Source organism: Ilumatobacter fluminis (assembly GCF_004364865.1).
In the GTDB taxonomy this organism is placed as follows: domain Bacteria; phylum Actinomycetota; class Acidimicrobiia; order Acidimicrobiales; family Ilumatobacteraceae; genus Ilumatobacter; species Ilumatobacter fluminis.
The window spans coordinates 2,598,077-2,624,272 of the sequence record NZ_SOAU01000001.1 but is presented as its reverse complement, the minus strand read 5'-3'; the positions used below and the strand labels follow the sequence as shown (position 1 = coordinate 2,624,272).

The following is a 26,196-nucleotide window of genomic DNA, read 5'->3' as shown; positions in this document are numbered from 1 at the left end:
GCCACCGCGCCGAGCGTGCTGGCTGACGAACCCCCGGCCGGCGAACCGGCTCCCGAGACGACCGCTCCCACGAGCACGGTCGCTCCGGAGGCCACGACGACGACCACCGTTGCGCCGACCACGACGACGACCACCACGGTCGCCCCCACGACGACCACGACGACGGTTGCTCCGACGACGTCCACCACCACGACCAGCACGACCGTGGCGAGCGACGACGGTGCCGTGGGAGTCGTCGACGGTGACACCGTTGCCGTCGGGGCCCCGCCCGTGCCGACGACCACGATCGTCGCCGTCGGTCTGCCGCCCGTCCCGCCCACCACCGTGGCGGTGGCGGTCGGTCTCCCGCCGGTGCCGCCGACGACGGCCGCGCCGGCCTCGACGCCGACGCCGACGGCCGCGGCGCCGACGCCGCTCGCCACCCGCACCCGCCCGATCCCGACCGTCACCCGTGACCGCGTCGGTGATGCCACGGCGATCGTGTCGCTCGGCATCGAGCGCTTCGCCGACCTCTTCTGATCTGGCGCCTTCTGATACGGCGCCGGCCCGCTCGAGCCGCCCTCGGGACGACCTGACGCCGGACGCGACGAACGGCCGCCCGGAGGCGGCCGTTCGGCTCGATCGATTCGCTTCGGGTGATCAGCGGTTGCCGATCTCCACGTAGTCGCGCTCGTCGGGGCCGGTGTACCACTGGCGGGGACGCGAGATCTTCTGATCCTTGTCGTTCAACAGCTCCTGCCAGTGGGCGAGCCAACCGGCCGTGCGCGGGATCGCGAACAGCACGGTGAACATCTCGACGGGGAATCCCATCGCCTGGTAGATCAGGCCCGAGTAGAAGTCGACGTTCGGGTACAGCTTGCGGTCGACGAAGTACGAGTCCTTCAGTGCGACCTCTTCGAGGGCCAGCGCGATGTCGAGCAGCGGGTTCTTGCCGGTCACCTCGAACACGTCGTAGGCCGTCTTCTTGATGATCGTGGCCCGGGGGTCGTAGTTCTTGTAGACGCGGTGGCCGAAGCCCATCAGGCGGCCCTCGCCGTTCTTGACCGAGTCGATGAAGGCCGGCACGTTCTCGACGGAGCCGATCTCGCTGAGCATGCGCACGACGGCCTCGTTGGCGCCACCGTGCAGCGGGCCGTACAGGGCGCTCGCCGCAGCGGCAGCCGACGAGTAGGGATCGGCGTGGCTCGACCCGACGACGCGCATTGCGGTCGTGCCGCAGTTCTGCTCGTGGTCGGCGTGGAGGATGAACAAGATGTCCATCGCCCGCTCGAGGATCGGGTCGACCTGGTAGTCGTTGCCGACCTTCCACATCATGTTGAGGAAGTTGGCGGGGTACGAGAGCTCGTTCTCCGGGTAGTTGAACGGCAGGCCCTGGGAGAAGCGGTACGACATCGCAGCGATCGTCGGGGTCTTCGCGATCAACCGCAGGATCTGCTTGCGGCGGGATGCCTCGTCGTCGATGTCCTTGGCGCCGTCGTAGAACGTGCCGAGCGCGGCGATCGCCGACACGAACAGGCCCATCGGGTGGGCGTCGTAGTGGAAGCCGTCGACGAACCGCTTGCGCATGTTCTCGTGGATGTACGTGTGGTGCGTGACGTCGTGGCGCCACTGCTCGAGCTCGGCCGTCGTCGGGAGCTCACCGTGCAGCAGGAGGTAGGCGACCTCGAGGAAGGTCGACTTCTCGGCGAGCTGCTCGATCGGGTAGCCGCGATAGCGGAGAATGCCGGCGCCGCCGTCGAGATACGTGATCTCCGACTTGCACGACGCCGTCTGCATGTAGGCGGGGTCGTACACGAACAAGCTCGGGTCGAGCTCGCGGACGGCCGCCGCAGGGAACACACCGCCTTCGATCGGTACGGTGACGGTCTTGCCGGTGCGGTCGTCGGTGATGGTGATGGTGTCGGGCACGTCGCTTCCTTCGTGTCTCACGCGTTGAATAGGGCTGTTCTCCCGTGTCGGGACTGTATCGGCCCAGGGCACCAACGCTTCAACGAAGCGTTTGAACATCTGATGACGGCCCGCCCGGTGGGCATTGGCCCGCGCCGACGGTGACTCAGAGCGGGGTGTTGCCGTGCTTGCGGCGCGGCAGGCGCTCGCGCTTGTTCGCCAGCATCGACAACGCGGCGGCCACCTCGCGACGTGTTTCCGCCGGGTCGATGACGCCGTCGACGAGGCCACGGTCGGCCGCGATGTACGGGTTGAGGAGACGTTCGGCGTAGTCGACCTCGAACGCCGCTCGTTCCTCGTCGGTCGCCCGGCGCTGCAGGATGGCGGCGGCCTGGCCGGCGCCCATCACGGCCAGTTCGGCCCAGGGCCAGGCGAGGCACACGTCGTTCCCCATCGTCTTGGAGTCCATGACGATGTAGGCGCCGCCGTAGCTCTTGCGCAAGATGATGCAGATCCGGGGCACGGTCGCCCGTCCGTAGGCGTAAACGAGCTGGGCGCCGTGGCGGATCATGCCGCGCCACTCGAGGTCCTTGCCGGGGTAGAAGCCGGGCGTGTCGACGAGGGTGAGGATCGGCAGGTTGAACGAGTCGCAGAACGACACGAAGCGGGCGGCCTTCTGCGACGCCGGGATGTCGAGCGTGCCGGCGAGGTTCATCGGCTGGTTGGCGATGATGCCGATCGGGCGACCGCCGACGGTCGCGAAGGCGGTCACGACGTTGCCGGCCCAGCGTGCGCGGATCTCCATGAACGAGTCGTCGTCAACGATCGCCTCCGCGACCTGGCGCACGTCGTAGCTACCGGTCGACGATTCGGGGATCAGTTCGCCCGCCTCGGGGCACGGCCGGTCGACCGGGTCGGTGACGGGCCAGCGCGGCGGTTCGAGGTCGACGTGGTCGGGCAGGTAGGCGAGGAGCTCGGTGACCATCTCGGTGCCGGCGTCTCGATCGGCGACGACGCCGACCGGCAGGCCGGCGTTCTGCTCGAGCGGGCCCGGGCTCCCGAGGTCGTCCTTGGTGATGTCGATGCCGGTGAACTGGCGGACCATCACCGGGCCGTTGACGAACGCATACGAACGTTCGGTCATGATGACGAAGTCGACCAGGCCGAGCAACAGCGCCGGTCCGGAGACAGCCGGTCCGTCGACGATGGCGAAGGTGGGGACGGCGCCGGAGCAGCGGGTGAGGGCGCGGGCGACACGCCCCCAGCCGTCGAGTGCTGCGATCCCTTCGCCGATGTCGGCGCCGGCGGAGTTGACGACCATCACGAGCGGGATCCGCTCGTCGAACGCGGTTCGGGCCGCGATCTCCATCGTCATGGTCATCGCCTGGGTGAGCGGCGCCGCCGGGTCGACGGCGTCGAACTCGAGCCACGACACGCGTCGACCGTCGAGGAGCCGGATGCGAGTGCTGACCGGTCCGGGGACGGCCGCGGCGAGTTGGAGTTCGTCGAGGGACATCGGGTCGGACACTATCCGGACCGACCCGACGGCGACAGGGTGCCGTCGCGCTCTCGCCCCGAGCCGGCCATCGCCGCCGTCGACGGACGCCCGTGTCGTCAGGACGAGCGCTGGAGCGGGAACGTCTCCGAGCCGAGGTGCACGCCGGGCTGATCGGCGCCGTGCGAGGCGATCACGTCGGCCAGCACCTCGGCGACGGCCGTCGTCGCGGCGCTCGGCGCCGGGCGGCGGCGCCGAGCGAACGCAACGACGCGACGGGGGAGTTCGGGCACCGTGATGCGGCTGAATCGGCCGTCGACCTGGCGTGGCGCCGCCGTGGCCGGGACGATCGCTGCGCCGTAGCCGTCGAACGCCAGCGACGCGAGCAGGCGCACGCCGTCGATCTCGGCTTGTGCCCGCAACGTCACGTCGACGCTGCCGGCGGCCCGGTCGAGCACCCGTCGCAGTGCGGCACCCTTCGGCGGGAGGAGCAGGGGGGTGTCCTCGAGTTCGGTGAGCGACATCTCGTCACGCCCGGCGAGTGGATGTCCGGCGGGAGCGAGCAGGAGAAGGTCTTCGGCGAACAGCGGCTCGACGACGAGTTCGGGGTCGTCGATCGGCAGGTGGATGATCGCCGCATTGAGCTGGCCGGACAGCACGCCCGGCACGATCGTGGTCGTGGAACCCTCGCTGACGATCGGGTGGACTCGTGGGTGTCGCTCGGCGACGGCGCCGAGCAGCTGCGGCATCATCCAGCGGGCCGTCGTACCGATCACGCCGATGCGGGCATCGCCCGACACGTCGTCGTCGAGCGAGGCGATGTCGGCCGCGATGTCGTCGATCTCCTGGAGGACGCGGCGTGCCCGCTCGACGACTCGGACCCCTTCCTCGGTCAGGGTGCCGTTCGAACGGTCGACGAGCGGTGCGCCGAGTTCGCGCTCGAGCTTGGCCACATGGCCGGACACGTTGGACTGCACCGTGTAGAGGGCTCGTGCAGCGGCGCTGAAGGTGCCGTGATCGGCCACGGCGACGATGGCGGCGAGCTGGCGGACGTCCATGCCGGGAGCCTATCGGCAAAACAGATAATGACTATCGTCATGTTCTACTTGCCAGATGCACACGTGCACGTGCATACTTTCACAAACAGAACGACGCGAGAACACCCCCCATGTTCCGCTCGGAGGGACTTCCACCAATCGGCCCCCCACCGAAGGAAGATCCCAGGTTGAGACGCCCCGATTCCCCCAATCGGGGCGTTTCCCGTTTTTCCGTTCCCGTCCCGGCGCTGTCCCGTCGCGGCCGGGACGCCTAGGCTGCGGCCGTGGCATCACAGGGAGCGGCCTTCTTCGACCTCGATCGCACACTGCTGCGCGGCGCCAGCGGGGAGGTGTTCTCGCACGCGATGAAGGAGGCCGGCCTGGTCAGCCGCTCCGTGCCGGGCGAGAAGTTCGTCTACCAGCTGTTCAACACGATCGGCGAGACGCTGCCGTCGATGGCACTCGCCCGTCAGGCCGTGACGCTGGCGAAGGGGCGGTCACGTCGGTCGGTGCAGGACGCCGCCGAGACGGTGGCCCACCAACTCGTCGCCATGGTGCAGCCGTTCGCGGCGGGGGTCTTCGCGCAGCACCGTGATGCCGGGCGGCCGATCGTGCTCGCCACCACCACCCCGTACGACCTCGTCAAGCCCTTCGCCGACCTGCTCGGCCTCGACGACGTGATCGCCACCCGGTACGGCGTCGCTGCCGACGGCGATACCTACGACGGCACCCTCGCCGGCCCGTTCGTCTGGTCGGCGGGCAAGCTCGAGGCGGTCCGCGCCTGGGCGTCGAAGCACGACATCGACATGGCGGAGAGCTGGGCGTACTCCGACTCGGTGTACGACACGCCGTTGCTCGGCGCCGTCGGCAACCCGGTCGTGGTCAACCCCGACCCTCGCATGACGCTCATGGCCGCCGCCCGCCGCTGGCCGACGCTGCACCTCGACGTGTCACCGGGCGTGCGCAAGCTACCCGTCGTCGGCCTCGAGTTGCAGAAGCTCGGCATGATGTTCGCCCGGCCGTCGCTCGTCCCGTTCGCCGACATCCACATCGAGGGCACCGAGAACATCCCCGATGAGGGGCCGGTCATCCTGGTCGGGAACCACCGTTCGTACTTCGACCCGACCATGATGGCCATGGTCGTCGCCCGCACCGGCCGCACGATCCGCTTCCTCGGCAAGAAGGAGGTGTTCGACGCACCGCTCGTCGGCACCCTCGCCACCGCGCTCGGCGGTATCCGCGTCGACCGCGGCACCGGCTCCGACGAACCGCTCTCAGCCGCCGCCGACGCGCTGGCAGGCGGCGAGATGGTCGGCATCATGCCGCAGGGCACGATCCCGCGCGGCCCGGCGTTCTTCGAACCGAAGCTCACCGGTCGCTGGGGTGCGGCGCGCCTGGCCGCGCTCACCAAGGCCCCGGTGATCCCGGTCGGGCTGTGGGGAACCGAGAAGGTGTGGCCCCGATCGGCGCGGGTGCCCGATCTGCTCAACGTCACCGACCCGCCGGAGGTCACGGCGACCGTCGGACCGGAGGTGTCGTTGAAGTACAAGAGTGCCGACGCCGACACCAAGCGGATCATGAAGGCGATCACGAAGCTGCTGCCGCCCGTGGCGCACGAGCCGTACGACCCGACGCCCGAGGAGCTGGCACGCACCTACCCGCCCGGCTACCACGGCGACCCGGAGCACGAGGCCGAGCGTCGCCCCGGCACCGACTGATCCCGACAGCGAAGCCGAACGCCGCCCCGGCACCGACTGATCCCGACAGCGAAGCCGAACGCCGCCCCGGCACCGACTGATCCCGACACGGGCGCGCCGTGTGTCAGGGCAGCGTCTCGACCGACCAGTCGTCGTGGTCGCGCACGAGGAGTGTCCGGCCGTTGAGGACCGCTTCGGCCGACCACACGCTGTCGTCGTCCGGGTCGACGAGATCGATCGTCGACCAGTCGACGCCGTCGGTGGTGGCGATCAGCCAGCGATCGTGGTCCGATCGAGCCGGTTCGGACACTCCGCCGGTCTGGGCCTCCAGGTAGGCGTTGACGACCAGGGCCGACGGCAGGCGGGCGATCTCGGTCCCGTCGTCGTCGGTCACGGCGACGGTCTCCTGGTCGCCGGCGCCGAGCGTGTCGAACAGCTCGGTGCGTTCCTCGGTCGGGATGAGGCGGTCGACGACGACGTCGCCCGTCGCTACGTCGGTGACCACGAGAGTGAAGGTCTGCAGGTCGTCGACGATCTCGTACTGGAGCCCGTCGTGCTCGAATCCGAACTCGATCGGTGGTGCCGGCGTCGTCGTCACCGAGTCGACGACCCACGTCGGCGACGCTCGGCGGCCCCACAGTCCAAAGTCGCCGGGCACGTCCGGGCCGGCGATCTCGACGAGCCCATCGACCGGGTCCCATGTCATGAAGATAGGAGCGGAGACATCGGAGCGGCGACCGGCGATGAGCACCCGGTCGCCGAGCGGCGCCGACCCCGTGACCACGAGCTCGACCGGGAGTGCCGCTGACTCGGTCCACGAACGTCCGTCCCCCGACCGGAAGACGGAGTTGCCGACGTAGACCAACTCGCCGGAGGGGAGCGCATGCAGCGATCGGGCGGTCGCTCCGAGAGGATCGTCCAGCGCGGAGTTGCTCGGGAGGTCGATCCTCTCTGCCGCCGGAGCACCCCCGAAGGTCCCGGTGAACAACCGCTGTTGCGGCAGGCCGTCGATCTCGCGAGGGCCGTCGGGCAACCCGAGCTCGACGAAATCGAACGACCGGACGATCTGGCCCTCGCCGGTGACGTAGTCGACCGTCAGCGACTCCTCGTCGTAGGTGAGGCCGAACGCCCGGTCGCCGATCTCGCCGCGAACGTCGGGCGGCAGCACCTCGAGCCAGTCGATGTGTCGTGACACCTCCGCCAGCGCGAACCACTGATCGCCGACGGTCACGACGGTGTCGACCCAGCCGACCTCGTCGAGGTAGCTCGGTTCGTCCGGGTCGGGGCCGAGGGGAAACTCGGCGAATCGCCAGTCGGACAGATCATCGGTAGCGGCGAGACTGACCACGGTCGAGCCCTGATCGGAGCCCGGTTCGGTCGACCATGCGACCAGGCCGTCCGATGTCGGCAGCGCAGCACGGTAGGCGCGGCCGCCGGGGACCTCGGTCAGGGTCCACGTCTCCCCGTCGCCCGTGGTCCAGATCTCGGTGACCTGCGTCGCAGGTCCGCTGCCGTAGATCGCGTCGGAGGCCTCTGGATGGTTCGTGATCACCTCGGTGACTTCGCCGAGCAGGCCGGCCTCGTCGAGGATGCGCGTCGCCTCCTCGATCGTCGGTGGGAGTCCGTCGGCGAACAGGGCGATCGCCTCCTCGGAGAACAGGTCGCGAATCTCGGGTGGGAGACGGTCGGGGAGAGGTGGCGTGATGGTTCGGGTCGTGACCATGGCGAAACCGTCGCCGAACGGAACGAGACTGCCGAACGAGGTCTCGGGTGGCACGGTCGGCGTCGTGTCGTCGGGCTGTGCGTCGACGTCGGCCGGCGTCGCCGTCGTCGGTGGCCCGGACGTCGATGGCCCGGACGTCGATGGCCCGGTCGTCGGAGAGATGGCGTCGGGCGCCTGGATGGTGGTCGGCGTGGCCGGTGTGGGTTGTGCAGGCGCCGTCGACGTGGGCGGGACGCTGTCGCTCGTGGAGACGGTCGAGTCGTCGGAGCCGCTCGCGAGCACAGCGGCCGAACCGACGACCAGCGCCAACACGGCGCCGCCACCGATGAGTCGCCGGTGCCGACGGCGGCGGCGCCCACGGGCTGCGATGTCGCCCGGGGCGGCGGCACCGAGTTGGAGGCTCGCCGCGGAGGCGTCGAGCGTCCGGCGCAGCCGGCGGTCGCGGTCGGGGGGTTCGGGGATCGGGTTCATCCGTCGCTCCTGAGGTCGTCGTCGAGTCGTTCGAGCGCCCTGCTCAGCCTGCTCTTCACGGTGCCGGCCGGCACCTCGAGCGCGGCGGCGGTGGCCGCCTCCGACCAGTCGAGGTAGTAGCGAGCGACCACCACCGCACGATGGTCGGGCGACAGGCGGGCGAGCGCCCCAGCGACGGCGTCGTCGTAGCCGTCGATCGCTGCCGAGGTGCGGCTGCGATCGGGCGGGAACGCGGTGCTCACCTCTCGTCGTCGTTTCCGCAGGCGCGACCGGGCCCAGTTCAACCCGACCCGGTAGACCCATCCGGCGGGGTTGTCCATGGCCGACACGCTCGACCACCGAGCCCACGCCCGGGTCAGGCCCTCGGCGGCAGCGTCACGGCCGAGCTCGGCGTCGTTCAGGGTGAGTGCGAGCGCACGCGCCAGCGACGGCTGGACGGCGACGCAGAACTCGTCGAAATCGTCGGTCCGCAGTCGGGTCGCAGGCGCGGCGTCCGCGGTCGTCGCGGTCGTCGCCGCGCTCGTCGTCGGGGTCCCACCTGTGGCCGAACCGTCGTGGTTCTCGGTCACCTGCACGACCATAGAACGCATGACGCGCGTGTTCGGTTCCATTCCGTGGTCGATGCTGGTTGTTCGGCGGCGGTGCGGCCGCGTTCGTTCTGGTTTGGACGCGACCTGAAACGGGCATGTTCGCCCGCATGTCATCTTGTCGGTGGCCGGATGGCGACGCATCGTGGCCGAACACGGCGCGATCACGTCGTTGTCCAGCACCGATGCGCGAAAACCAGTGGATTGTGACCGATGAAACCGGGAATGATCTCTATGAAGAAGGCGTTACGGGACTACTGTGGAAGGCCACAGCGGGCGACATAACTGGCGAGGAAGGTCGTGATGGGTACGACGGTGCAATCCGGAGGACGTGACGTCACCGGATCAATCGCGTCGTGGTGGCGCAGCCGATACGGCTTCCGCCTGCTGCTCGAGATCGGCATCTGCGCCGGCCTGCTCGTCATCTACCGAACGATCCGTCTGTTCACCCGTGGCGACCTGCGTGCGGCGTTCGACAACGCCCGCGGCGTGATCAGCTTCGAGACCTGGCTCGGCCTGCCCTTCGAGGACAACCTGCAGCAGTTCCTGCTCGATCACCCCACGATCATCAAGCTGCTCAACCAGTACTACGTGGTGTTCCACTTCCCGGCCGCGATCGGCCTGCTGCTGTGGCTGTACTGGCGCCACCACGGCCACTACTCCTTCGTGCGGAACCTGATGGCGTTCGTGACCTTCTCGGCCCTCGTCATCCACCTGATCTTCCCGCTGGCTCCACCCCGGATGATGGCCGGTTTCGTCGACACGATGGCGACGTTCGGGCCGAGCATCTACCCGGCCAACGCGCTCGACGGCGCCGCCAACCAGATCGCCGCCATGCCGTCGCTGCACTTCGGCTGGGCGATGATCGAGGCGATCGCCGTGATCATGGTGCTCAAGTCACCGTGGCGCTATCTGATCCTGATCCACCCGGCGCTGATGACGCTGGCGATCATCGCAACGGCGAACCACTGGTGGATCGACGCCGCCGTCGCCGGCATCTTGATCATGGCGGCGATCGGTGTCTATCGGGTCGTGCAGGCCTGGGTCGGCGATCGTCGCTGGTCGTGGACGAAGCTGCGGTTCCAGACCGCCGCCGGACTCGACCAGCTCGAGGCGCACGCCAACTCGGCGTCGCCCACGGCGAACGCGCCACAGCGCGACGTCGACTCGTCGACGACGTCCTGATCGCGTCACCACCCGAAGCTCGACCTCCCGCGCAGACCGTGCGCATCGCCGTGCCCGTCACAGGGCGCCGTGGCTGAACTGGCTCGCAACCGGGACGCAACGACGCCGGGTCCGGTGAGGGATCGCTCCCCACCGAACCCGGCGTCGGACCGGGCCGTTGTGCGACCCGTTCGTGATGCTGCTCGCCGTCAGGCGGTGCCGTCGGCGACCTTCTGGCGCACGATGTTGAGCGCCGAACCCGCACGGAACCACTCGACCTGCTCGGGGCTGAACGTGTGGTTCGCTTCGAAGTCGATCGTGGTGCCGTCGGGCTTGACGATCTGGCAGTGCACCGGCTGGTCGGGCACCGGCGGGAGACCGAGCACGTTGATGCGGTCGTCCTCGTCGATCAGGTCGTAGGTGGCCGGATCGGAGAAGGTCAGCGGCACCATGCCCTGCTTCTTCAGGTTGGTTTCGTGGATGCGAGCGAAGCTGCGGGCGATCGCCACCAGACCCATGCGGAAGCGGGGCTCCATCGCTGCATGTTCACGGCTCGAGCCCTCACCCATGTTCTCGTCGCCGATGACGACCCACGGCTGTCCGGCCTCGTGGTACGCCTTGGCGATCTCGGGGAACGTCTGGGTGTCGCCGGTGAGCACGTTCTTGCCGTGGCCGACCTCGTAGGCCGAGCCGTCTGCGTTCGTGTACGCGTTGACGGCGCCGAGGTAGAGGTTGCCCGAGATGTTCTCGAGGTGACCGCGGTACTTCAGCCACGGGCCGGCCATCGAGATGTGGTCGGTCGTGAACTTGCCCTGGGCCTTCACCAGGATCGGCAGGTCGCGGTAGTCGTCGCCGCTCCACGCCGGGAACGGGTCGAGCAGCTGCAGGCGGTCGCTCGATGGGCTGACGATGACCTCGACGTCGGACGAGTCGGCCGGCGGGGGCGTGAACGTGTCCTCGCCCGGGTCGTAGCCGGCGTCGGGGAGCACCTGGCCGACCGGCGGGTCGAGGCTGACCTCGGTGCCGTCGGGGGCGGTGATCGTGTCGGTGGTCGGGTCGAAGTCGAGGCGGCCCGAGAGGGCGATCGCCATGACCGTGTCGGGCGACGTGACGAAGGCGAGCGTGTTCGCCGAGCCGTCGTTGCGCTTCGGGAAGTTGCGGTTGAACGAGGTGACGATCGTGTTGATCTCACCGGTCACCGACTCGGGGCGGCTCCACTGGCCGATGCAGGGACCGCAGGCGTTGGCGAGCACCGTCGCACCGATCGCCTCGAGATCGGCGAGCAGGCCGTCGCGCTCGATCGTGGCTCGGGTCTGCTCGGACCCGGGGGTGATCAGGAGGTCGGTCTTGGCCGTGAGGCCCTTCGCAGCGGCCTGGCGTGCGATCGACGCCGCACGGGTGATGTCCTCGTACGAGCTGTTGGTGCACGAGCCGATCAGCGTGGCCGACGGTTCGAGCGGCCAACCGTTCTCGCGAGCCGCAGCGCCGACGCCGTCGGCGCCGGCCTTGTGGGCGAGGTCGGGCGTGTGCGGGCCGTTGAGGAGCGGCTTGAGCTGATCGAGGTCGATCTCGATGACCTGGTCGTACAGGGCGCCCTCGTCGGGCCGCAGGTCGTCGGCGACCTTGTCGGCGGCGTCGGCGATCGCCTCGCGGCCGGTGGCCTTGAGGTACATCGCCATGTTCTGGTCGTAGCCGAACACCGACGTCGTGGCGCCGATCTCGGCACCCATGTTGCAGATCGTGGCCTTGCCGGTGGCGCTGATCGAGTCGGCGCCAGGGCCGTGGTACTCGATGATGGCGCCGGTGCCGCCCTTGACCGTCAGCTGTCGGGCGACCTCGAGGATGACGTCCTTCGGGCTCGACCAACCCGAGAGCGAGCCGGTGAGCTTGACGCCGATGACCTTCGGCCAGCGGACGTTCCACGGGAAGCCGGTCATGACGTCGACGGCGTCGGCGCCACCGACGCCGATCGCGACCATGCCGAGGCCGCCGGCGTTCGGGGTGTGGCTGTCGGTGCCGATCATCATGCCGCCGGGGAAGGCGTAGTTCTCGAGCACGACCTGGTGGATGATGCCGGAGCCGGGGCCCCAGAAGCCGATCTGGTACTTGGCCGAGACGCTCTTCAGGAAGTCGTAGACCTCCTTGTTGGTGTCGATCGCGACACCGAGGTCGATCTGCGCGCCGACCTTGGCCTGGATCAGGTGGTCGCAGTGCACTGTCGACGGCACGGCCACCTCGGGCAGCCCGGCGGTCATGAACTGCAGCAGCGCCATCTGGGCGGTGGCGTCCTGCATCGCGACGCGGTCGGGGTTGAAGTCGTTGTAGGTGACGCCACGGTCGACGTCGACCGACGGATCGGCCAGGTGGTTGATGAGGATCTTCTCGGCGAGGGTGAGCGGGCGGCCGAGACGTTCACGGCCGAGCTGGACGTTGTCGGGGAGCGACGCGTAGACGCGCTCCACGAGCTCGATAGGGGTACTGGCGGTCACGGTCATGTAGACAACTATAATACAAGTCTGATGGAAGCGGCAAAGAGTCCGGACGGCGGCCACGGAGCCGACAGCACCGGTGCGTGTCCCACGTCGCCGTGGCGTGGCATCGACCACGTCCAGCTCGCCATCCCCGTTGCGTCCGAAGACGAGGCGAGGGCGTTCTACGTCGGTGTGCTGGGTCTCGTCGAGGTGCCGAAACCGCCGGTGATGGCGGCCCGCGGCGGGGCCTGGTTCGAGGCGGGCAGCACGGTGGTCCACGTCGGTGCCGACCCCGACTTCGTGCCGGCCCGCAAGGCGCACCCGGCACTGCTGGTCGCCGATCTCGATGCCTTCGTCGTCGAGCGGGGGCTCGACGTGCGATGGAGCGACGAGATCCCCGGCACCGTCCGATGTCACCTCGACGATCCGTTCGGGAACCGCATCGAGCTGGTGGAGGCATCGAGCTGATGGGAACGGCCTGATGCGTTCGATCCGCTACCAGGAGATCGCCGAGGCACTGCGCGAGCGCGTCCGGAACGCCGCTCCTGGCTCGCTGCTCCCGTCCGAGTCGGAGCTGTCGGCCGAGTTCTCCGCGAGCCGCGTCACCGTGCGCCGAGCGCTCGAACTGGTCCGCGACGACGGCCTGATCGATGCCCGACAGGGGTTCGGGTGGTTCGTCGCGACCGAGCCGGTGCCCCAGCGGCTCGAGTCGCTCGGCACGATCGAGGCGCAGCTCGAGACGAGCGGGCGCGACGCGCAGCGCCGGGTGCTCGAGTTCGCCTTCGAGAAGCCCCCCGCCCACGTGCGACGCGTGCTCGGGGTCGCCAAGGTGCTGCGGGTCAAGCGCGTCAATCTGGCCGACGGCGAACCGTTCGCCGTCGTCACCGTCTGGTGCCCGGCCGAGCTGGGGGAGCGGCTGTCGTTGAGCGACGTCGAGCGGCACCCGTTCTACGAGTTGCTCGACGGCAAGCTGCGAGGCGCCACGCAGACGATCGGCGCCGATGTCGCCCATGCCGACGAGGCCGACCTCCTGGCCGTGCCCGTCGGCGCGCCGTTGCTCAAGTGTCGACGCGTCACCAACGACGCAGACGGGCGGCCGATTCTGATGAGCGAACATCTCTTCCCGGCACACCGCACCGAGTTCGTCGTCGAACTCCCCAACGACGTCCCGAGCGTCACCCCCGCCGGCCTCCGCCTCGTCGAGTGACGACCGATTCCTGGTCGCCTACGCTGGCGCCATGGCGAACGCACGACTCCTCGATGCGGTGCATCGTCTCGACGGCGGCGAGGGCGCGACCGATGCCGTGTGGGGTGATCGCATCATGGGGCCGGTTCGGTTCGGCGGGGCTGTCCTGAGCGTCGTCGTGTTCCTGATCGCTGTCGCTTCGGGGCCCGGTTCGGTTGCCCGATGGGGGTTCGGGCTGGCTGCCCTGGCCCTGCCGTTCCTCGCCGAGGTCGTGCGCCCGCCCGTCGCGTTGGCGACCACGCCGGGCGGCGTCGCCGTCTACCGGTCGGCCCGGTGGCGTCGAAAGCCGGTCGAACGGGTCGACGTGGTCGCCCCCGAGCGGCTGCGGCTGGAGGGACTGGGTCTGCTGAGCGACCGGTGGTCGGTCGACGGCGATGACGTGTCGGTGCCGCGGTGGCACCGGTTGCGGGTTCAGCAGTGGTGCGAGGCGTCGCCCGCCGTCACCACTCGTCCCAGTGGCTGACTTCCTCGGCGGGGAGTCGCTTGGCGAGCTTGAAATCGGTGCCTTGGGTGTAGGCGATCGGGAACAAGCCGGCCTGGCTGTACTTGTCGTGCGGGATGCCGAGGATCTCGGCGGCCTGCTCGTCGCCGCCGTTGGGCAGGTGCAGCGTGGTCCACGCCGAACCGATCCCGCGCTCGCGCAGCGCCAGCATGAAACTCCACACCGCCGGCAGGAGCGATCCCCAGTAGCCGGCCGACCCGGCGACACCGTCGCCCGGCTTGCCCTCCAGGCACGGGATCATGAGCACGGGCGCCTCGTGGAAGTGCTCCGACAGATAGCTCGCCGAGTCGACGACCTTCTCGGCGCGCTCGCCACGGACGTCACCGTCGTCGTACGTCGGGCGAGGCATGTTGCGGTAGGCGTCGAAGCGCTCGGCGTAGATGTCGCGGAGGGCCTTCTTCTTGTCGGGGTCGGTGACGAACACCCACTGCCAGCCCTGGCGGTTGGAGCCGGTGGGCGCCTGGAGCGCGATCTCGAGGCACTCCATGATCACCTCCCGCTCCACGGGGCGCTCGAAGTCGAGTCGCTTGCGGACGGCGCGGGTGGTGGTGAGTACTTCGTCGGCGGAGAGTCCCAGATGCATGGCCGCAGTCTGGCAGCGGCGTGAAACTTCCTTCGGGTCGGACGTGTGACGTGCGACGCTGGGCCCATGACGGGGGAGCAGGGCGACTACCGCTCGATCAATCACGCCAACTGGGAGTCCCGGGTGCCGCACCACGCGGCGAGCGACGAGTACGCCCTCGACGCGTTCCGGTCCGACCCGAAGCGGCTGTCCGATGTGGTGCGGTTCGATGTGCCGCGCCTCGGCGACATCGCCGGACTCGACGTCGTGCACCTCCAGTGCCACATCGGCACCGACACCCTGTCGCTCGCACGCCTCGGCGCGACCGTCACCGGGCTCGACTTCAGCGAGTCGGCGATCGAGGTCGCCCGCGATCTCGCGGCCACGGCCGGCCCGCCGGTCGACTACGTGGTGTCCGACGTGTACGACGCGCCGGAGGCGTTGGGGGAGGAGCGATTCGATCTCGTCTTCACCGGGATCGGCGCACTGTGCTGGCTGCCGAGTGTCGAGCGCTGGGCCGGCGTCGTGGCGCGGCTGCTCCGGCCGGGCGGCGAACTGTTCATCCGTGAGGGGCACCCGGTGCTGTGGGCGATGGACGATCCTCGACCCGATCGCCTCGTGGCGCTGGAGTATCCGTACTTCGAGACCGACGGCGTGCCGTTCTCCGACGAGTCGACCTACGTCGATCACGACGGAGCGTTGGCCGCCCCCGACATCGTCCACTTCAACCACGGTCTCGCCGAGATCTTCAACGCGCTGTGGTCGAACGGGCTCGAGATCACCGGCTTCGAGGAGCACGATTCGGTGCCGTGGCCGGCGCTCGGCGACCAGATGATCGACATCGGCGGCGGCGAGTTCCGGTTGGCCGACCGACCCGAGCGCCTCCCGCACAGCTACACACTGCGGGCGCGTCGGGTCTGACGGCCGCGACGTCCGACGGTTCGTCGGCGACGACGGCGACGGGGCAAGCTGTCCACATGTCTGATCGCGTCATCGTCACCATCAACGACGGCATCGCCGAGGTCCGCTTCAACCGGGCCGACAAGCGCAACGCCCTCGACCGCGAGCAGTTCGCTGCGATCGCCGAAGCGGGCGAGTCGCTCAAGACCGCCGACGGCGTCCGTGCCGTCGTGCTCGTGGGCGACGGTGAGTCGTTCTGCGCCGGACTCGACTTCTCGATCTTCGGCGACATGGCCGGCGGCAACGGCGCCGGCGGGGAGAACGACCGTGGCAACCCCGGCGCGATGGAGGACGGTCGCATCACGCACCTCGGCCAGCAGGTCTGTTGGGTGTGGGAAGAGCTGCCGATGCCGGTGATCGCCGCCGTGCACGGACACGCCCTCGGCGGCGGTCTGCAGATCGCGCTGGGCGCCGACATCCGCATCGCGCACCCCGACACCAAGTGGTCGGTGCGTGAGGTGCACTGGGGTCTGGTGCCCGACATGACCGGCACGTTCATGCTGAGCAAGGTCGTCCGCCAAGACGTCGCTCGCGAACTCACCTATACGGCACGCATGGTCGGCGGGCGCGAGGCGTACGACCTCGGTCTCGTCACGCGCCTGTCCGACACGCCGTACGAGGACGCCATGGCGCTCGCTCGCGAGATCGCCGGTCGGAGCCCCGGTGCGGTGCGTGGTGCCAAGACGGCGTTCAAGCACCTGTTCGACGAGAGCGCCGCCGAGCAGTTCGAACTCGAGCGCCGCCTGATCGGCGAACAGATCGGCTCCCCGAACCAGGTCGAGTCGGTCATGGCCAACATGGAAAAGCGAGCTCCGAACTTCGCCGACTGACCTAGGCCTCACCCCCTGCACCCCGCCGCACACTCGGCCAAGGCGTGAACAAACTGCGGAATAGTTCCGCAGTTTGTTCACGCATTCGGCGTTGTCGGGTGGGTGTTTAGGGGGTGAGGCGGGCGGCGAGCTTGTCGAGAGCCATCTGCCAACCCATCTCGCCGGGGGAGCCGGCGGGAATGCCCTCGTGGGTGAGGGTCAGCTGTGTCGAACCGTCGGCCTCGGACCCGACGCTCGTGAGGTCGACGACGACTCGCGTGGTCGTCGGAGCGCCCTCGGGCATACCCATCTCGGTTGCGGTGAGGACGCGACCGGTCGCGTCGCAGACCGACTCGGTGTAGACGAGGCGCGTCGGTGGGTCGAGCTCGACGAACTCGCCGGTGAACCACATTTCGTGGGTGCCCTGCGGCGTCGGCATCCGCATGCAGACCAATCGGTCCCCGCCGGGTTCGGGTTCGAAGCGCTGCACCTCGAGTTCGGCGCCTTGCGGGCCGTACCAGGCACCGAAGTGTTCGGCCTCGGCGAACATCGACCAGACGGTGTCGATCGGTGCCTCGAAGGTCCGGGTGATGATGACGGCGGGTGCCGTGTCGCTGTTGCTCATGTCGGTTGCTCCTGGTCGTTGTCGCGGTGGTGATCGTCGGTGGCGGGGGAGAGGGCGGCGAGGTAGTCGTCCATGCGGTCGAGGCGGTCGTCCCAGAGGCGGCGGTAGTGCTCGGTCCACGACGCGACGATGCGGAGCGCGTCGGGGTTGATCGTGCACGGCCGGTACTGGGCGCGACGGCCCTGGGTGATGAGACCGGCGTGTTCGAGCACCTTGACGTGCTTCGACACGGCCGGCAGCGACAGGTCGAACGGCTCGGCCAGTTCGTTGACCGTCGCCTCGCCCTCGGCGAGCCGCTGCAGCATCCGGCGTCGCGTCGTGCTCGCCAAGGCTGCGAACATCTCGCTCAGCCGCTCGTCGTCTCGTTGGGTCGTCTTCGTTATTTCACTCATGTATGAAGTAGCAAACTACACGTCCCGATGCACACCCGCAAGGGTCGTGGGGCGCAACCCGGACGTCAGTGGACAGAGCTGCGTCGACGGGCCGAGGCAACGCCGATCAGGCCGAGCGTGACGAGGGCGGCTGCCATCACAGCGATTGTGTCGGTCGTGCTCGTGCCGGTCGGGGGTAGACCGCCGGTCGGCGGGAGCGTCGGCTCCGGTTCGCCGCCGGTGTCGGGGATCGACGGTGGGACGGTTGCGCCGGGATTCGGGCCGGTGACGATGAACGCACAACTGTTCGCGCCCCGAGTGTCGCCGGGCGGCGCGGCGACTTCGACCGGATCGCAGCCCACGTTCTCGACCGACACGGTGTCGACCGGCACGTCCTCGAGCGTCAGGGTGTACGACCCGGGCTCCAGGCCGAGACAGCCCGATGTGAGCACATTGGTGCCGTCCCGTTCGAGCTCACAGGGCTGCCTCGATCCGCCCTCCGAGCTCGCCCACAGCGAGACGGTGTCGAGCCAGGTCAGATCGTCGAACGCGATCGCTTCGACGTAGACCTCGAGCGGTGGCCACCAGTCGCCACCCCAGCACCTGACGTGTGGTTGCGTCGCGGTGATCTCGACCTCGGTGCCGGTCCCGACCGTCGGGCCGGCGCCGACTCCGAGCGTGCAGTCGACCGACGAGATGTAGCCGGCGGGCGCTGCGGCCTCGAGGCGGTACGTTCCCTCGTCGAGCGGGCAGAACGAGTACGGGTTGCCGACGTTGAACCCGACGCAGGTCGACGCGTCGACTGCCTCGTCGTCGGCGCCGAACGCATCGAAGCCCTCCCAGGCCTCGTCGGTCGCCCCGATGCCCGGCGGAGCGATCAGCATCTCGCAACCCACATACCCGAGCGCTGCGTTCTCGTCGTTCACGAAGGGAGGAACGACATATGCGTTGACCTGGTCGTGGCACGACGTGGTGGCGGTGTGGCCGCCCGGCAACCCGGTCACGACGAAGTCGTATGTTCCGGCACCGACGCCGACACACTGGAGTCGAACCACCGGGTCTCGTTGATCGCCGGGTTCGACGCTGGTGGGGCCACAGTCGGTGCCGGTGATGTCGGTGCCGTCGCGGGTGACCGTAATCGTCGGGTCGACGTCTCCGACGACCCATGCGGCGAGTGACAGATCGATCGATGCCGACGGCCCGGCGCCGACGGCCGCGGCGCCGGGCCCGCCGATCGCGACGGCGATCGCTCCACCCATCGCGACGACGAACGTCAAGACGCCGATGATTCGATTCCGACTGGCCCCCGCCTGCAGCATGGCCCGAGCGTAGCGACGTCCCGACAACGATGGCGTGCCACGCTCCGTGGCAGTTCGATCGACCGTGCGGGCCATCGGTGGTGGTGCTGGCACCATGCGCGTCTGCGATGGTCTTTGTGGTCCGCCCGCGCGATCTCGTAACATGGCAATTCCTTCGGGCCAACGTCGTCCCGGAATCCTGACAACCCCTCTTCCGCTGGAAGGATCCGATGCAGACGTACCCCGGCCCCACGGGTCTCTACGACCCGCGTTTCGAACACGACTCCTGTGGCGTGTCGTTCGTCGCCCACATGCAGGGCCATGCCTCGAACGAGCTCGTCCAGACGGGTCTGCTCGCGCTGACGAACCTGGAGCACCGCGGCGCCACCGGCGCCGAGCCCGACACCGGGGACGGCGCGGGCATCCTGATCCAGATCCCCGATCGCCTGTTCCGCGACACGGTCGACTTCGACCTGCCCGCCGCCGGCTCGTACGCCGCCGGCATCGCGTTCCTGCCGGCCGCCGACGACGTGCGCGTCAAGGTGATGGCCCGCATCGAGCAGATCTTCGACGAGGAAGGTCTGACGGTGCTGGGTTGGCGCGACGTGCCGGTCGACCCCGACTGCCTCGGCAAGACATCGCGCTCGGTCATGCCGAGCTTCCGGCAGCTGTTCGTCACCTCGCCCGGTGGCGAGACCGGCGTGGCGCTCGACCGCCGCACCTACGTCGCCCGCAAGCGGGTCGAACACGAGCACAAGACCGGCGACGAGGAGATGTACTTCGCGTCGCTGTCGGCCCGCACGATCGTCTACAAGGGCATGCTCACCACGCCCCAGCTCGGCCAGTTCTTCGGCGATCTGACCGACGAGCGGATCGAGTCGGCGCTGCTGCTCGTGCACTCCCGCTTCTCGACCAACACCTTCCCGTCGTGGCCGCTTGCGCACCCGTACCGGTACGTCGCCCACAACGGCGAGATCAACACGGTGCAGGGCAACCAGAACTGGATGCGTGCACGCGAGGCCATGGCGGCCAGCCCGCACCTGCCCGGACTCGAGCAGGCGTTCCCGATCTGCACGCCCGGCGCGTCCGACACCGCCCGCTTCGACGAGGCGCTCGAGCTGTTGCATCTCGGTGGCCGGCCGCTGCACCACGCGGTGATGATGATGATCCCCGAGGCGTGGGAGAACAACCCGGAGATGGACGCCGACCGGCGCGCCTTCTACGAGTTTCACGCGTCGGTCATGGAGCCGTGGGACGGCCCCGCCAGCGTCACCTTCACCGACGGCGAGGTGATCGGCGCGGTGCTCGACCGCAACGGTCTGCGCCCGAGCCGCTACTGGGTCACCGACGACGACCTCGTCATCATGGCGTCGGAGGTCGGCGTGATCGACGTCGACCCGTCGAAGGTGATCAGCAAGGGTCGTCTGCAGCCCGGCAAGATGTTCCTGATCGACACGCGCGAGGGGCGCATCGTCGACGACGAGGAGATCAAGAAGCAGCTCGCCGCCGAACACCCCTACGGCGAGTGGGTTCGCAACGGCATGGTGAGCCTGCCCGACCTGCCCGAGCGCGAACACATCGTGTTCAGCCACGACAGCGTGCTGCGTCGGCAGCAGATGTTCGGCTACACCCACGAAGAGCTGAAGATCATCATCGCGCCGATGGCGAAGGCCGGCGCCGAACCGATCGGTTCGATGGGCACCGACACGCCGATCGCCGTCCTGTCGGACCGGCCGCGGTTGCTGTTCGACTACTTCCAGCAGCTGTTCGCACAGGTCACGAACCCGCCGCTCGACGCGATCCGCGAAGAGGTCGTCACGGCGATCTCGTCGACGATCGGGCCCGAGTCGAACCTGCTCCAGCCGGGCCCCGACAGCTGCCGCCAGCTGCACCTGCCGTACCCGGTGCTCGACAACGACGAGCTCGCCAAGATCATCCACTCGAACAGCGACGGCCAGTTCCCCGGTCTGGCGGCCCACGTCGTCAAGGGCCTGTACCGGGTCGACGGCGGCGGTGACGCACTCCGCGAAGCGCTCGATGCGATCTTCGCCGAGGTGTCGGCGGCGATCGACGGGGGAGCGCGGATCATCGTGCTCTCCGACCGCAACGCCGACTCCGTCGAGGCGCCGATCCCGTCGCTGCTCCTCACCTCGGCCGTGCACCATCACCTGGTACGCACCAAGCAGCGCACCAAGGTCGGTCTCGTCGTCGAGTGCGGTGACGCCCGCGAAGTGCACCATATGGCGCTCCTCATCGGGTACGGCGCCGGCGCGATCAACCCGTACCTCGCGTTCGAGTCGATCGAAGACCTCATCGCCGAAGGCCTCCACGGCATGGGCGGGCTCGACCCCCAGCAGGCGATCAAGAACTACATCAAGGCGTGCTCGAAGGGCGTGCTGAAGGTCATGTCGAAGATCGGTATCTCGACGGTCGCCTCCTACACGGGTGCCCAGATCTTCGAGGCGATCGGCCTCGGCGACGAACTGGTCGACAAGTACTTCACCGGCACCGTGAGCCGTCTCGGTGGCATCGGCCTCGACGAGATCGCCCGCGCCATCCAGCTGCGGCACTCGGTCGCCAACCCGCGTCGTCCCGAGCTGCGGTCGCACCGTCGGCTCGAGCTGGGTGGCGAGTACCAGTGGCGTCGCGAAGGCGAGTACCACCTCTTCAACCCCGAGACGGTGTTCAAGCTGCAGCACGCCACCCGTGCCAAGCGGTACGACATCTTCAAGGAGTACACGAGCCGGGTCGACGATCAGTCGAACAAGCTCGCGACCCTGCGTGGCCTGTTCCAGTTCAAGGACGGCGCACGCCCGCCGGTGCCGATCGACGAGGTCGAGCCGGTGAGCGAGATCGTCAAGCGGTTCTCGACCGGCGCCATGTCGTACGGCTCGATCTCCGCCGAGGCACACGAGACGCTCGCCGTCGCCATGAACCAGCTCGGCGCCAAGTCGAACACCGGTGAAGGGGGCGAAGATCCCGACCGTCTGTACGACCCCACCCGTCGTTCGTCGATCAAGCAGGTCGCCTCCGGCCGGTTCGGCGTCACCGCCGAGTACCTCACCAACTCCGACGACATCCAGATCAAGATGGCGCAGGGCGCGAAGCCCGGCGAGGGCGGCCAGCTGCCCGGCCACAAGGTGTGGCCGTGGATCGCCAAGACCCGCCACTCCACGCCGGGCGTCGGCCTGATCAGCCCGCCGCCGCACCACGACATCTATTCGATCGAGGACCTGAAGCAGCTCATCCACGATCTGAAGAACGCGAACCCGATGGCTCGTGTGCACGTGAAGCTCGTCGCCGAGATGGGCGTCGGCACGGTTGCCGCCGGCGTCTCGAAGGCGAAGGCCGACGTCGTCCTGATCTCCGGTCACGACGGTGGCACGGGCGCCTCACCGCTCACCTCGCTCAAGCACGCCGGTGGGCCGTGGGAGCTCGGTCTCGCCGAGACCCAGCAGACACTGGTGCTCAACGGGTTGCGCGACCGCATCGTCGTGCAGACCGACGGCCAGCTGAAGACGGGCCGTGACGTCGTGATCGCCGCACTGCTCGGTGCCGAAGAGTACGGCTTCGCCACGGCGCCGCTCGTCGTGTCGGGCTGCGTGATGATGCGTGTCTGTCACCTCGACACCTGCCCCGTCGGCGTCGCCACCCAGAACCCCGAGCTCCGCAAGCGGTTCACGGGCAAGCCCGAGTTCGTCGTGAACTTCTTCGAGTACATCGCCGAGGAGATCCGCGAGTACATGGCCGAGCTCGGCTTCCGCACCCTCGACGAGATGATCGGCCACGTCGAGATGCTCGACGTGAAGCCCGCCGTCGACCACTGGAAGGCGCACGGCCTCGACATCGCCCCGATCCTCAAGCTGGTCGAGAACCCCTATGAGCAGGCGTTCGTCTGCACGCAGGAGCAAGACCACGGCCTCGACGAGGCGCTCGACCAGGAGCTGATCCGGCTCGCGCAGCCGGCGATCACCGACGCACAGCACGTCGAGATCGACCTCCCGATCCGCAACGTGCACCGCACGGTCGGCACCCTGCTCGGCCACGAGGTCACCAAGGTCTGGAAGGGCGCGGGTCTGCCCGACGGCACGATCGACATCACGTTCACCGGTTCGGCAGGGCAGAGCTTCGGTGCGTTCGTCCCGGCCGGTATCACGATGAAGCTGCTCGGCGACGCCAACGACTACGTCGGCAAGGGCCTGTCGGGCGGCCGCCTGATCGTTCGTCCGCCCGAGTCGTCCCCGTTCGTCGCCGAGGATCAGATCATCGCCGGCAACGTGATCGGCTATGGCGCCACCGGTGGTGAGATCTACCTGCGCGGCATCGTCGGCGAGCGGTTCTGCGTCCGCAACTCGGGTGCCACCGCCGTCGTCGAAGGCGTCGGCGATCACGGATGCGAGTACATGACCGGTGGTCGTGTCGTCATCCTCGGTTCGACCGGACGCAACTTCGGTGCCGGCATGTCGGGCGGCATCGCCTACGTGTACGACCGGGGCAATCACTTCGACCGTCGGGTCAACTACGAGATGGTCGAGGTCGAACAGCTCGACGAGGACGATCGCGAGTTCCTGCGCAGCGCCATCGAGAAGCACCACCAGTACACCGACTCCGCCGTCGCCGCCCGCATGCTGGCGTCGTGGAGCGTCGAGGTCAGCCGGTTCCGCAAGGTCATGCCGGTCGACTACAAGCGGGTGCTCACCGTCACTGCCGAGGCCGAGGCGGAGGGCCTCACCGAGGACGAGACCGTCGTCCGCATCATGGAAGCGGCCAAGGCGAAGTGAGCGGCCGGATGATTCGAGTGACACGAGTGACGAGGAGCGAGGAGACGAACGATGGGTGAGACGACCGGATTCCTGCAGTGGGAACGTGAGACCCCGCAGTACCGCCCCGTGCCGGTGCGATTGAAGGACTGGCGCGAGGTCTACGAGGAGTTCCCCGTCGAGAAGGTGCAGACCCAGGCGGGTCGCTGCATGGACTGCGGCATCCCGTTCTGCAACAACGGTTGCCCGCTCGGCAACCTGATTCCCGACTGGAACGATCTCGTCTACCGCGACCACTGGCGTGACGCGATCGACCGCCTGCACGCCACCAACAACTTCCCGGAGTTCACGGGCCGCTTGTGCCCGGCTCCGTGCGAGTCGGCGTGCGTGCTCGGCATCAACCAGCCGCCGGTGGCGATCAAGCAGGTCGAGGTCGAGATCATCGACTACGCCTTCGACCAGGGATGGGTCGCCCCGCAGATCCCGTCGGTGAAGACCGGCAAGCGGGTCGCCGTCATCGGTTCGGGCCCAGCCGGGCTCGCCGCTGCACAGCAACTCACCCGGGCCGGACACGACACCGTCGTGCTCGAGCGTGCCGACCGCATCGGTGGTCTGCTCCGCTACGGCATCCCCGAGTTCAAGATGGAGAAGCGTCACATCGACCGCCGTCTCGACCAGATGGAAGCCGAGGGCACCGAGTTCCGCACCAACGCGGTCGTCGGCGAGAACGTCGACATCTCGGTCTTGCAGGCATCGTACGACGCGATCGTTCTGGCCTGCGGCGCCACCCAGTGGCGCGACCTGCCGGTGCCGGGTCGAGAGCTGAACAACATCTACCAGGCGATGGAGTACCTGCCGTTCGCCAACCGCGTGCAGCTCGGCGACATCGAGTCGTCGCCGATCGACGTCAACGGCAAGCACGTCGTGATCATCGGCGGTGGCGACACCGGCGCCGACTGTCTCGGCACCGCGCACCGTCAGGGTGCCGCCTCGGTCACCCAGCTCGAGATCATGCCTCGGCCACCCGAAGAGCGGGCGGGGACGAACCCCTGGCCGCAGTTCGCGTTCACGTACAAGGTCACGTCGGCCCACGACGAGGGCGGCGAGCGGATGTATTCGGTCAACACCGAGCGCTTCGTCGACGACGGCAACGGCAACGTGAAGGCGCTCGCCCTGCACGAGGTCCAGATGGTCGACGGCAAGTTCGAGAAGGTCGAAGGCACCGACGTCGAGATCCCCGCCGACTACGTGTTCCTGGCGATGGGCTTCACCGGCACCGAGTCGTTCCCGTGGCTCGACGAGCTCGGCGTCGAGCGCGACGGCCGCTCGAACGTGGTCCGCGACGCCGACTTCATGACCAACGTGCCCGGCGTGTTCACCGCCGGCGACATGGGCCGTGGCCAGAGCCTGATCGTCTGGGCGATCGCCGAGGGCCGCTCGGCCGCAGCCGGCGTCGACCGCTACCTGATGGGCGACACCCGACTCCCGGCGCCGATCGCACCGACCGACCGTCCACTCATGTGACCGGTGCTCGGCACGGCGTGTCGCGGGTCTGCGTGACCCGTGGCACGCCGGGCTGAGCAGTACCTGAGGGTGCCACCACTCAGGGGGTCGAACCCCGTACGCTGTCGGTCATGAAATCCAGTCCTCGCGCGACGTTCGCGCTCACGATCGGTGTCGCCTCCATGGCGCTGCTCTCGGGATGCGGTTCGTCCGACGGCGAGGCCGCCAGCTCTGGCGACACGCTCAACTACGTGCCGACCACGAGCTACGCCCTGAAGGCTCCGGCGACGACGACCACCACCACGACGATCGCCCCCGGTGAGACGCCGGCGGGTGGCACCGTGCCGAATGAGCAGTCGTACACGATCCAGTCGGGCGACAGCCTGTCGGCGATCGCCGGCCGCTTCGACGTCACGATGGACGCCATCGTCGCCTACAACGGCTGGACCGACGGCATCAACCACGTGCTGCTGCCGGGCGACACCATCCTCATCCCGCCGGGCTCGGCGGCGCCGGGTGCGAGCGAAACGCCGTCGTCGGGCGGGTCGACCGACTCGTCGACCGACTCCGGCTCGAGCGAGACCGCCGACTCGGGAGACACCGACGAAGCGACGGGCACCGGCTGCTCGCACACCATCGTGGCCGGGGACAACCCGACCCGCGTCGCCAACCAGTACGACATCACCGTCGACCAGTTGAGCAACGCGAACCTGAACAACCCGGTCTGGAACACCTTCCTCGTCGGCAGCACCCTCAACATCCCGCCCGAAGGCAGCTGCTGACCACTGATCGCGCGAGCTCGTCAGTGCACGATGTTCGAGTGCTCGAGTTCCGGCGAGCAGCCGCCGACCACCTGGAGGGGCAAGCATTCTGGCGCCCCGGTTCGCAACCCTGCCGTTCTCGGTGATCTGAGTCCGGCATACCGGACGAGAGCCCCCGAGAACTGAGCGTTGAGGCGGGTGCCGGGGTTCTCGGTGATGTGAGTCCGAGATGTCGGACGAGAGCCGCCGAGAACGGTGCGCTGGGCC

The 26,196-nt window shown here is 68.6% G+C and carries 21 protein-coding genes; 11 read left to right on the top strand and 10 right to left on the bottom strand.

The features are described from left to right. Positions 1–15: 15 nt before the first annotated feature. Positions 16–519, top strand: a complete 504-nt coding sequence (locus BDK89_RS22180; protein ID WP_133869154.1) for a hypothetical protein — start codon at positions 16–18, stop codon at positions 517–519. Between the two features lie 120 nt (positions 520–639). Here BDK89_RS22180 and BDK89_RS11925 read toward each other — a convergent pair whose 3' ends face one another. The 3 genes from BDK89_RS11925 to BDK89_RS11915 form a co-directional block, all read right to left on the bottom strand. Further along, positions 640–1,908, bottom strand: coding sequence for a citrate synthase (locus BDK89_RS11925; RefSeq protein WP_133869153.1), 1,269 nt, complete (start codon positions 1,906–1,908; stop codon positions 640–642). Positions 1,909–2,053: 145 nt separating this feature from the next. Further along, the gene (locus BDK89_RS11920; RefSeq protein WP_133869152.1) at positions 2,054–3,403 is read right to left on the bottom strand and encodes an acyl-CoA carboxylase subunit beta; all 1,350 of its coding nucleotides are present in this window, start codon (positions 3,401–3,403) and stop codon (positions 2,054–2,056) included. Between the two features lie 98 nt (positions 3,404–3,501). Further along, on the bottom strand, positions 3,502–4,440 hold the full coding sequence (locus tag BDK89_RS11915; RefSeq protein WP_133869151.1) for a LysR family transcriptional regulator: 939 nt from the start codon (positions 4,438–4,440) through the stop codon (positions 3,502–3,504). A gap of 263 nt (positions 4,441–4,703) precedes the next feature. On the opposite strand from BDK89_RS11915, the gene BDK89_RS11910 reads away from it, so the two are divergent. Continuing rightward, positions 4,704–6,137: an HAD-IB family hydrolase gene (locus BDK89_RS11910; protein ID WP_133869150.1), complete on the top strand. Its 1,434-nt coding sequence runs from the start codon at positions 4,704–4,706 to the stop codon at positions 6,135–6,137. 103 nt (positions 6,138–6,240) lie between these two features. On the opposite strand, the gene BDK89_RS11905 is transcribed toward BDK89_RS11910, so the two are convergent. Together BDK89_RS11905 and BDK89_RS11900 are read right to left on the bottom strand one after the other, a co-directional pair. Next, on the bottom strand, positions 6,241–8,310 hold the full coding sequence (locus tag BDK89_RS11905; RefSeq protein WP_133869149.1) for a hypothetical protein: 2,070 nt from the start codon (positions 8,308–8,310) through the stop codon (positions 6,241–6,243). Continuing rightward, on the bottom strand, positions 8,307–8,879 hold the full coding sequence (locus tag BDK89_RS11900) for a sigma factor-like helix-turn-helix DNA-binding protein (RefSeq protein WP_166657545.1): 573 nt from the start codon (positions 8,877–8,879) through the stop codon (positions 8,307–8,309). Before BDK89_RS11900 ends, BDK89_RS11905 begins: the two co-directional genes overlap by 4 nt. Before the next feature lie 321 nt (positions 8,880–9,200). Here BDK89_RS11900 and BDK89_RS11895 point away from each other — a divergent pair, with 321 nt between their 5' ends. Beyond that, complete coding sequence (locus BDK89_RS11895; RefSeq protein WP_133869147.1) at positions 9,201–10,082, top strand: phosphatase PAP2 family protein; 882 nt, start codon at positions 9,201–9,203, stop codon at positions 10,080–10,082. Between the two features lie 188 nt (positions 10,083–10,270). Here BDK89_RS11895 and BDK89_RS11890 read toward each other — a convergent pair whose 3' ends face one another. Beyond that, positions 10,271–12,556 carry an aconitate hydratase gene (locus BDK89_RS11890; protein ID WP_133869146.1) on the bottom strand — a complete coding sequence of 762 codons (2,286 nt, stop codon included), beginning with the start codon at positions 12,554–12,556 and terminating at the stop codon, positions 10,271–10,273. 24 nt (positions 12,557–12,580) lie between these two features. Between BDK89_RS11890 and BDK89_RS11885 the strand changes: the two genes are divergently transcribed. The 3 genes from BDK89_RS11885 to BDK89_RS11875 are packed head-to-tail and all read left to right on the top strand — an operon-like array spanning position 12,581 to position 14,241. Then, a complete protein-coding gene (locus tag BDK89_RS11885) occupies positions 12,581–13,000 on the top strand; it encodes a VOC family protein (RefSeq protein WP_243839159.1) in 420 nt (139 codons plus the stop codon). 13 nt (positions 13,001–13,013) lie between these two features. Next, on the top strand, positions 13,014–13,739 hold the full coding sequence (locus BDK89_RS11880) for a GntR family transcriptional regulator (protein ID WP_166657544.1): 726 nt from the start codon (positions 13,014–13,016) through the stop codon (positions 13,737–13,739). Between the two features lie 31 nt (positions 13,740–13,770). Then, the gene (locus BDK89_RS11875; protein WP_133869144.1) at positions 13,771–14,241 is read left to right on the top strand and encodes a hypothetical protein; all 471 of its coding nucleotides are present in this window, start codon (positions 13,771–13,773) and stop codon (positions 14,239–14,241) included. Here BDK89_RS11875 and BDK89_RS11870 read toward each other — a convergent pair. Beyond that, positions 14,219–14,863, bottom strand: a complete 645-nt coding sequence (locus BDK89_RS11870; protein WP_133869143.1) for a nitroreductase family protein — start codon at positions 14,861–14,863, stop codon at positions 14,219–14,221. The two genes, BDK89_RS11875 and BDK89_RS11870, sit on opposite strands and share 23 nt — an antisense overlap. 66 nt (positions 14,864–14,929) lie before the next feature. Here BDK89_RS11870 and BDK89_RS11865 point away from each other — a divergent pair, with 66 nt between their 5' ends. Next, positions 14,930–15,763, top strand: coding sequence for a methyltransferase domain-containing protein (locus BDK89_RS11865; protein ID WP_133869142.1), 834 nt, complete (start codon positions 14,930–14,932; stop codon positions 15,761–15,763). A 56-nt stretch (positions 15,764–15,819) separates the two neighbouring features. Further along, a complete protein-coding gene (locus tag BDK89_RS11860) occupies positions 15,820–16,632 on the top strand; it encodes a crotonase/enoyl-CoA hydratase family protein (RefSeq protein WP_133869141.1) in 813 nt (270 codons plus the stop codon). Between the two features lie 106 nt (positions 16,633–16,738). On the opposite strand, the gene BDK89_RS11855 is transcribed toward BDK89_RS11860, so the two are convergent. The 3 genes from BDK89_RS11855 to BDK89_RS11845 all read right to left on the bottom strand — a co-directional run bounded on the left by BDK89_RS11855 (position 16,739) and on the right by BDK89_RS11845 (position 18,926). Next, the gene (locus BDK89_RS11855) at positions 16,739–17,236 is read right to left on the bottom strand and encodes an SRPBCC family protein (RefSeq protein WP_133869140.1); all 498 of its coding nucleotides are present in this window, start codon (positions 17,234–17,236) and stop codon (positions 16,739–16,741) included. Then, a complete protein-coding gene (locus tag BDK89_RS11850; protein WP_133869139.1) occupies positions 17,233–17,628 on the bottom strand; it encodes an ArsR/SmtB family transcription factor in 396 nt (131 codons plus the stop codon). The genes BDK89_RS11855 and BDK89_RS11850 overlap by 4 nt, the downstream gene beginning before the upstream one ends. Before the next feature lie 65 nt (positions 17,629–17,693). Further along, positions 17,694–18,926, bottom strand: coding sequence for a hypothetical protein (locus BDK89_RS11845; RefSeq protein ID WP_133869138.1), 1,233 nt, complete (start codon positions 18,924–18,926; stop codon positions 17,694–17,696). 209 nt (positions 18,927–19,135) lie between these two features. Between BDK89_RS11845 and gltB the strand changes: the two genes are divergently transcribed. The 3 genes from gltB (at position 19,136) to BDK89_RS11830 (ending at position 25,950) form a co-directional block, all read left to right on the top strand. Continuing rightward, positions 19,136–23,686, top strand: coding sequence for a glutamate synthase large subunit (gltB, locus tag BDK89_RS11840; protein ID WP_133869137.1), 4,551 nt, complete (start codon positions 19,136–19,138; stop codon positions 23,684–23,686). A 51-nt stretch (positions 23,687–23,737) separates the two neighbouring features. After that, complete coding sequence (locus tag BDK89_RS11835; RefSeq protein WP_133869136.1) at positions 23,738–25,189, top strand: glutamate synthase subunit beta; 1,452 nt, start codon at positions 23,738–23,740, stop codon at positions 25,187–25,189. Between the two features lie 110 nt (positions 25,190–25,299). Further along, positions 25,300–25,950 (top strand): LysM peptidoglycan-binding domain-containing protein, encoded by a 651-nt coding sequence (locus BDK89_RS11830; RefSeq protein WP_133869135.1) that lies wholly within the window; start codon positions 25,300–25,302, stop codon positions 25,948–25,950. Positions 25,951–26,196 lie beyond the last annotated feature (246 nt).